Source organism: Streptomyces hirsutus (assembly GCF_001418415.1).
GTDB lineage: Bacteria > Actinomycetota > Actinomycetes > Streptomycetales > Streptomycetaceae > Streptomyces > Streptomyces hirsutus.
Genome location: NZ_LIQT01000222.1, coordinates 1 through 7,419 on the forward strand (window position 1 = coordinate 1; position 7,419 = coordinate 7,419).

The 7,419-nt window shown below is 73.6% G+C and carries 5 protein-coding genes and 2 pseudogenes; 3 read left to right on the forward strand and 4 right to left on the reverse strand.

Going from position 1 to position 7,419, the window contains the following annotated elements:
- Positions 1-98 precede the first annotated feature (98 nt).
- The 3 genes and pseudogenes from AOK11_RS45055 to AOK11_RS17945 all read left to right on the forward strand — a co-directional run.
- A pseudogene (locus AOK11_RS45055) lies at positions 99-339 on the forward strand (rod shape-determining protein); the annotation flags it as partial.
- Between the two features lie 3 nt (positions 340-342).
- Positions 343-987: pseudogene (locus AOK11_RS17940) on the forward strand (rod shape-determining protein); the annotation flags it as partial.
- Positions 988-1,335: 348 nt separating this feature from the next.
- Positions 1,336-2,019 (forward strand): ANTAR domain-containing protein, encoded by a 684-nt coding sequence (locus AOK11_RS17945; protein WP_240497381.1) that lies wholly within the window; start codon positions 1,336-1,338, stop codon positions 2,017-2,019.
- Positions 2,020-2,034: 15 nt separating this feature from the next.
- Here AOK11_RS17945 and AOK11_RS17950 read toward each other — a convergent pair whose 3' ends face one another.
- The 4 genes from AOK11_RS17950 to AOK11_RS17965 all read right to left on the reverse strand — a co-directional run.
- The gene (locus AOK11_RS17950; RefSeq protein ID WP_055594731.1) at positions 2,035-3,297 is read right to left on the reverse strand and encodes a beta-ketoacyl-[acyl-carrier-protein] synthase family protein; all 1,263 of its coding nucleotides are present in this window, start codon (positions 3,295-3,297) and stop codon (positions 2,035-2,037) included.
- A 59-nt stretch (positions 3,298-3,356) separates the two neighbouring features.
- A complete protein-coding gene (locus AOK11_RS17955) occupies positions 3,357-4,721 on the reverse strand; it encodes a beta-ketoacyl-[acyl-carrier-protein] synthase family protein (RefSeq protein ID WP_079034931.1) in 1,365 nt (454 codons plus the stop codon).
- Positions 4,722-4,775: 54 nt separating this feature from the next.
- On the reverse strand, positions 4,776-5,243 hold the full coding sequence (locus tag AOK11_RS17960) for an SRPBCC family protein (protein ID WP_055594733.1): 468 nt from the start codon (positions 5,241-5,243) through the stop codon (positions 4,776-4,778).
- Positions 5,240-7,419: non-ribosomal peptide synthetase (locus AOK11_RS17965; RefSeq protein ID WP_157869388.1), on the reverse strand; the 2,180-nt coding region annotated here is incomplete at its 5' end. The genes AOK11_RS17965 and AOK11_RS17960, both read right to left, overlap by 4 nt.

Here is a 7,419-nt window from a genome sequence, read left to right on the forward strand (position 1 = left end):
GCCCTCCCGGGCGCGCACGATGGTCATGAGGTCCGCCCCCCGGCGGCCCGTAGGACCGCGCACTCGGGAGGATCGCCGTGACCGCCAGGCTGGAGCAGTTGCGCCGCTGCCACTTCGCCGTCGACCTGGGAGCGGCCCGCACCCGGGTCTACGTCAAGGGTGCCGGTCTCGTCGTCGACCAGCCGTCCGCCGCCGCCGTGAACACCCGTACCGGCGCGCTGATCGCGGTCGGCGAGCTCGCGGAGCGGATGAAGGGGCGGACGCCGAGCTACATCCGGGTCGTACGGCCCGTGTCGGGCGGCACCGTCGTCGACATCGACATGGCGCAGCGCATGCTGCNNNGCCCGCCGGGTGGAGCTGGTCGACACGCTCATCGCCGCCGCCGTCGGCTGCGGGCTGCCCGTGGAACGTCCCGAGGCGACCATGATCCTGGTGTGCGGGGCGGCGACCACGCAGGTGGCCGTGCTCTCCCTCGGCTCGATCGTGACGGCCGAGCGTATGTCGGTCGGCGGTGACGCCGTGGACCACGCCATCGTCCAGCACCTGCGCCACCAGCACGAGCTGATGCTGCCGAGCCAGTCCGTACGGCCGTTGCAGCTGGCCCTGTCCGGCAACGGGCTCACTCCGCAGGGCCCGGAGTCGACGGAGATCCACGGCCGGGACGTCGCCACCGGCCTCGCCCGCTCGGTCAAGGTCGACACGGCCGCCGTGCGGCACGCCATCCAGACCCCGTTGACGGCGGTACTGGACGGGATCGGCAAAGTGCTGCGGGGCTGCCCGCCCGACCTGGTCGCCGACCTCGTCGACCGCGGGATCATGATGGTCGGCGGCAGCGCCCTGCTGCCGGGCCTCGACCAGATGCTGCGGCAGGCGACGGGCATGCCGGTGCACATCGCCGAACGGCCGGACGTGTGCGCCGTCCAGGGCCTGGGCGCCATGCTGGAGGGCAAGATCGCCCCCCTGGTACTGAACCCGCTGGCGACCTGAGCCCCCGGGCCCGCCGTACCCGCCATACCCGCCGTACCCTCCGTACCCGCCGTGTCCGGATACCCTCCGTACCCGCCGTGTCCGGCCGGAATTCCGGCCGGTTCGACGACAAGGGGTGTGAGGCGCGGCAAACCGGGCAGGCGCATCCGCGAGCACTGCATGGACCGCGCACGTTCCGCCCTCCGGCATGTCCCGCATGCCCTGCCGCCCGGTCCACGGCGACCGAACCGTACGCCCGACGGCCCGCACGCGTACCGACAAGGCGGTGTCATGACCTCCGCGGCCCCACCCCCTTTCCCTGGACGACCTTTCTCGGGACGACGCGGCACCCTGGTCATCGGTGGGCGCATGGACGCGGACCGGGCGCTGCTCACCCCGCGCGGTGAACTGGTCCACGGCTGCGCGGACGCCCTCGCCCGGAAGCTGGCCCGGCTGCCCGCCCGCACGGCCCGGGTCGACCTGGACATGAGCGGAGTGCGCTTCATGGACACGGCGGGCCTGCGGTTCCTGGAGGTCCTGCGCGATCACGGCCGCCGGCGGTCGGTGCCGGTGACGGCCACCGGCTGGACCGGTCAGCCGCGCCGCATCCTGGCGCTCGTCGGCCTGGACACCACCGACCCGCTGCGCACTCCCGGCAGGGACCGCGCGCCGGCGCCCGCCACCGCCCCGGCGGTGGCGGGGGAGCCGGCGAAACGGCCGCCCGTGCGGGAGGAGGCCGAGCGGCTCCGGGCGGCGATCGCCGCCCGGCCGGCCGTCGACCGGGCCCGCGGCCTCCTCATGGCCGCCCACGGCTGCGACTCGGACACCGCCTGGCTCATCCTGCGCGAGGCCTCCCGGCTGTCCGGCGCCCCGCTGCGTACCGTCGCCGCGGCGGTGACCGCCGATGCCGACCGGGCGGGCCCCCGCCCTCCGGAGGAGGTGCGGAAGGCCCTGGTCACGGCCCTCGCCCACCACCTCCGCCCGCCCCGGGCCGGAACGGACCCGGAGGGAGCGGACCCGGAGGGAGCGGACCCGGGCACGCCCCACCGGTGAGCGCGCCGAGCGGTGTCACCAGGTCCGGAACGCCAGCACCACGTTGTGGCCGCCGAACCCGAAGGAATTGTTCAGGGCGGCGATACGCCCCTCGGGCAGCGGACGCGGCTCGTCGCGGACGATGTCCGCGGCCACCTCGGGGTCGACGGTGTCCAGGTTGACGGTCGGGGGCGCGAGCCGGTCCCGCAGCGCGAGGATCGCGGCGACGGACTCGACCCCGCCGGCCCCGCCCATCAGGTGGCCCGTCATGGACTTGGTGGCGGAGACCGCGAAGCGGTCGGTGTCGTCGCCGAACACCGTGCGCAGCGCGGTGATCTCGGCGACGTCCCCCATCGGGGTCGAGGTGGCGTGCGCGTTGACGTGCACGATCTCGGCGGGTTTCAGGTCGTTCGCCTCCAGCAGGTTGCTCAGCGCGGCGGCGATGCCGCGGCCCGTCGGCTCGGGCCGGGTGATGTGGTGGCTGTCCGCGGAGAGCCCCTGCCCGACGGCTTCCGCGTACACGCGGGCGCCGCGCCGGGCCGCGTGCTCGGCCGCCTCGAGCACCAGGACGCCCGCGCCCTCGCCCATGACGAAGCCGTCCCGGTCGACGTCGTAGGGGCGGGAGGCCGCCTCCGGGTCGTCGTTGCGCTTGGACATCGCCATCATGTTGCCGAAGGCGGCCATGTTCAGCGAGCAGACGGCCGCCTCGGTGCCGCCCGCGAGGACGATGTCGGCGCGTCCGGTACGGATCATCTCGATGGCGTAGCCGATGCCTTCGGCGCCCGTGGCGCAGGCGCTGACCGGACTGTGCACTCCGGCGCGGGCGTTGACGTCCCGGCCGACGGTGGCCGACGGCGTGCTGGCCATCATCATCTGCATCGCGTGCGGGGAAACCCCGCGCGGGCCCTGCTGCTTGAGCATCTCGTACTGGTCGAGCAGCGAGGTCATCCCTCCGATGGCGGAGGCGACGACCACGCCGAGCCGGTCCGGGTCCACCGGGGCGTCCGCGCCGGCCCGGCCGGTGAACCCGGCGTCGGCCCACGCTTCGCGCGCCGCGACGAGGGCGAACTGGGCCGCGCGGTCCAGCTTGCCGGTCTCGGAGGCGGGCAGCACCTCCCTCGGTTCCACGGCGGCCTCGGCGGCGATGCGCACCTGGACCTCGCGGGCCCAGTCGTGCCTCAGCGGGCGGACCCCGGAGCGGCCGGCCAGCAGCCCCCGCCAGGTGGAGGCGGCGTTCCCGCCGAGTGGTGTGGTGGCACCGAGACCGGTGACGACCACGGTGCGGTCAATCGCTGTCACTGGAACAACTCCACGTCTGGATACGGGTGTTACCGGTGCTGTTGTTACGGGTGCTGTTGTTACGGGTGCCGGCGGGCGGGGACGCCGCGGAAGGTGAGGGCGACGTTGTGCCCGCCGAACCCGGCCGAGTTCTTCACCGCGACGTTCCGCTCGCCCTCCAGCTTCCGCGGGCTGCCGTGCACGATGTCGGCCGACAGGTCCTCATCGAGCCGGGTGAAGTTGCGGGTCGGCGGCACGATGCCGTGGTGCAGGGAGAGCACGGTGGCGATCGACTCGATCGCGCCGGCCGCGCCCAGGCTGTGCCCGGTCATCGACTTGTTCGCCGAGACCGCGGGTCCCCGGCCGGCGTCCCCGAACACGGCCCGGATGCCGTGTCCCTCGGCCGCGTCGCCGGGGAGCGTGGCCGTGCCGTTGGCGTTCAGGTGGACCACCTCCTCGGGCCGGGCCCCGGCGTCGGCGAGCGAGTCCCGGATGGCCCTGGCGGTGCCGGCCCCGGCCGGGTCGGGCTGCACCATGTCGTAGGCGTCCGAGGAACTGCCCACGCCGGCGAGTTCGGCGTAGATCCGCGCGCCGCGCTCCCGTGCGTGCTCCTCGGACTCCAGGACGAGGATGCCCGACCCCTCGCCGAGCACCATTCCGTCGCGGTCCGCGTCGTACGGGCGGGACGCCGAGGCCGGGTCGTCCAGCCGCTTCGACAGGGCCCGCATCGACCCGAACGAGGCGAGGACCAGCGGGTGCAGCGGTGCCTCGGTGCCGCCGGCCACGACGACGTCCGCCTCGCCGCGGCGGATCAGCTCGGCCGCGGTGGCCAGCGCCTGCGTCCCGGAGGAGCAGGCGTTGACCGTGGCGTGCACTCCCGCTCGCGCGTTCACCAGCAGGGCGACGGCGGCCGCGGAGCCGTTGCCCATGGACATCGGCACCGTCAGCGGGGGCACCCGGTTCCAGCCCCGGCTCTTGAGCGCCTCCCAGCCGCTGATCATCGCGTTCATGTCGCCCAGGGCGGCCGACACGACCACGGCCACCCGGCGTGACCCCGCCGGGGCGCCGTCGAGGCCGGCGTCGTTCCAGGCCTCCGCGGCGGCCGTCACGGCGAGCTGGGCGGAACGGCTCAGCCGGCGGCGCTGCTTGTGCTCGAGCGCGGGCCCGGGTTCGGCCTTCACCCGCCCGCCGAGCGCCGGGGGCATGTGTGTCGTCCAGTCCTCGTCGTCCAGCAGCCGGATGCCGTTCTCGCCGCGGAGCAGCGCCTCCCAGGTGGTGGCCACGTCACCGCCGAGCGCGGTGGTGGCGCCGACACCGGTGACGACGGTCTTCGGGCGCGGTCGGCCCGCGGACCGCGGTGTGCGCGTGTGCGTGGGCGTGTTCCCTTGCTGTGGCGTGTTCCCTTGCTGTGGTGTGGTCCCGTGCTGAGGGGTTTCCCCTGGCATGGCTTCTCCTGTCAGGACGCGGGTGTGGTCGGTGCGGGCGCGCCGGGGCCCGGGTCAGGACGACCGGGGCCGTTCCGCCTGCGCGAGCCGGTCGGCGAGCCGGCCGGAGTCCTTCTTGACCTGGCTGACCAGCACCTTGCGCAGCAGGGACTTCGGCATGATCCCGAAGTAGTCCCCGGGCTCCACGTCGAACGTCCAGTGCACGCCGGTGGTGCCGTCCGGGCGCTCGGTGTAGTCGTAGGTGCCGGTGTAGCCGAACGGCCCGTGCACCACGTGGAACCGGGACCGGCGGCCCGGCTCGTACGCGGTGATGTCGACGGTGAACGTCATCCGCTTGCCGATCAGCGCGAAGGTGATCTCGTACCGGCAGCCCTCGCGCGCGGCCCCGTTGAGCAGCTTCGTGTCCACGCAGCCGGCCTGCCACTCGGGGTCGCGGGCGGGGTCGGACAGCCAGGCGAAGGCCTCCTTCGGCGGCACCGGAAGGTCGAACTCGTACTCGGCCCTGAGGGATGCGGTGTTCATCGCTGGTGTGCTCCCATGTGCGGTGCGATCGCCTCGGCGGCGACGGCGGCGTGCGGCGGATACATGACGGAGTTGTGGTCGCCGCAGACGTCGACGACCTGGAGCGATCCCTTGATCAGCGTGTCCCAGCCGAGCTTCGGCCCGTAGTCGACGGGCTCGTCCACGGCGCGGAGCAGCAGGAGTTCGAGGTCGTTCGGCTCGGGCAGATAGGTCTGCAGGGCGATGCCGTTGGCGAGGTACGCCTCGAAGTAGCGCAGGATCTGGTCGCGGTCCGCGTCCTCGGCGAGGACGCCGATGGCGGCGGCCCGGGCCAGGATGTGGTCGAACGCGGCGTCGCCGCCGAGTTCCCGCAGCTCCTCGGCGGGGATGTCGAGGCTCTTCCCGTAGGGCACCGCGAGGTCCCGCGCGAACCACGACAGGATCGTCGCGTCGTCCGCGGTCTCCGGGATGTTCTCCTCGATCGGGGCGCGGCTGTCGATGGCGGCGAGGAGTTCGATCTCCTCGCCGGCGGCGCGCAGTTGGCCGGCCACCTCGTAGGCGATCACCCCGCCGAAGCACCAGCCGCCGAGGGCGTACGGCCCGGTGGGCTGGATCTCCCTGAGGTACTCGATGTACCGGGCGGCCATCCCCTCGACGCTCACCTCGGCCTCGCCCGTGCTCTCGATGCCGGGCGCCTCCACCGCCAGGACCGCGCGGCCCGGGGGGAGGTGGCGGGTCAGCTCGACGTAGCAGAAGACGGTGCCGCCGAAGGGGTGGAACAGGAACAGCGGCCTGCTCCCCTCCTCCCCTTCGCGCAGGGTGACGACCGGGACGCGGGGGGTCTCCTGGCCGCCGCGCCGTACGGTCGTGGCCAGTTCGGCGATGGTGCCCTGCCGCAGCAGTTCGGAGATCGGGATCTCCACGTCCCATTCCTCGCGGATGGCGGCGCTGAGCCGCACGGCGAGCAGCGAATGGCCGCCCACGTCGAAGAAGTTGTCGTGCACGCCGACCTCGGGGATGCCGAGGATCTCCGTCCACATGCGGGCCAGCGTGATCTCCGTGGCGTCGCGCGGCTTCTCGAAGACGGCGTCCGAGGTGACCTCGGGCTCCGGCAGCCGGTTGCGGTCGATCTTCTTGTTGGCCGTCAGCGGGAGTTCGTCCAGGACGACGAGGATGCCCGGGACCATGTACGGGGGCAGCGACACGGCCGCCGCCTTCTTGATCGCGGCCGTACTCGGTCCGGTGCCGGGCTCGGTGCCGGGCTCGGGCACCACGTAGCCGACGAGCCGGTCGTCGCGGACCACCACGACGGCCGCGGAGACGCCGTCCACCGCCTGCAGCACGGCCTCGACCTCGGCGAGTTCGATGCGGTAGCCGCGCAGTTTGACCTGGTTGTCGAGGCGGCCGTGGTGCAGCAGCCGGCCGTCGCTGGTCCAGCGGGCCCGGTCGCCGGTGCGGTACAGCCGCTGCCGCGGGGCGGCGGGCAGCCCGGTGACGAACCGTTCCGCGGTCAGCTCGGGCCGGTCCCAGTACCCGGCCGCGAGGCCCTCGCCGCCGATCCACAGCTCGCCGGGGAAGCCCGGTTCGACGGCTCGTCCCCGCGGATCCAGCACATACAGCTGCGTGTTGGCGAGGGGGCGGCCGATGTCGATGCCGGCGGCGGGGTCGACCAGGCCCTCGGTGGACCAGATGGTCGTCTCGGTCGGCCCGTACACGTTGCGCAGGCTCGCCACCCGGCCGGACAGGAACTCGGCCAGCTCCAGAGGCAGTTCCTCGCCGCCGCAGAGGACGTTCAGCCGTGGGGAGCCGTCCCAGCCGGCGTCGCGCAGCATGCGCCACGAGGTGGGGGTGGCCTGCATCCAGGTCGCGCCGGATTCCTCGATGCGGACCGCGAGCCGGGCGCCGTCGGCGGCCGTGTCGCTGTCGCACACGATCACGCGCCCGCCGGCCACCAGGGGCATGAACAGTTCCAGCCCGGCGACGTCGAACGAGACGGTGGTGACGGCGAGCAGGCTGTCATCGGCGCCGAACCCGGTGGTGTCGCGCATCGACAGCAGCAGGTTGACCAGGGCGCGGTGCCCGATCGCCACGCCCTTGGGGCGGCCGGTGGAACCGGAGGTGTAGAGGATGTATGCCAGCCCCCTGCCGTCCGGGCCCGTCCCCTTCCTGTCCGTCCCCTCCCTGTCCGGCGCCTCCC

Coding starts and splice junctions, on each gene's coding strand:
- AOK11_RS17945 (WP_240497381.1), top strand. CDS start 1,336: ATGGACGCGGACCGGGCGCTGCTCACCCCGCGCGGTGAACTGGTCCAC.
- AOK11_RS17955 (WP_079034931.1), bottom strand. CDS start 4,721: ATGCCAGGGGAAACCCCTCAGCACGGGACCACACCACAGCAAGGGAAC.
- AOK11_RS17960 (WP_055594733.1), bottom strand. CDS start 5,243: ATGAACACCGCATCCCTCAGGGCCGAGTACGAGTTCGACCTTCCGGTG.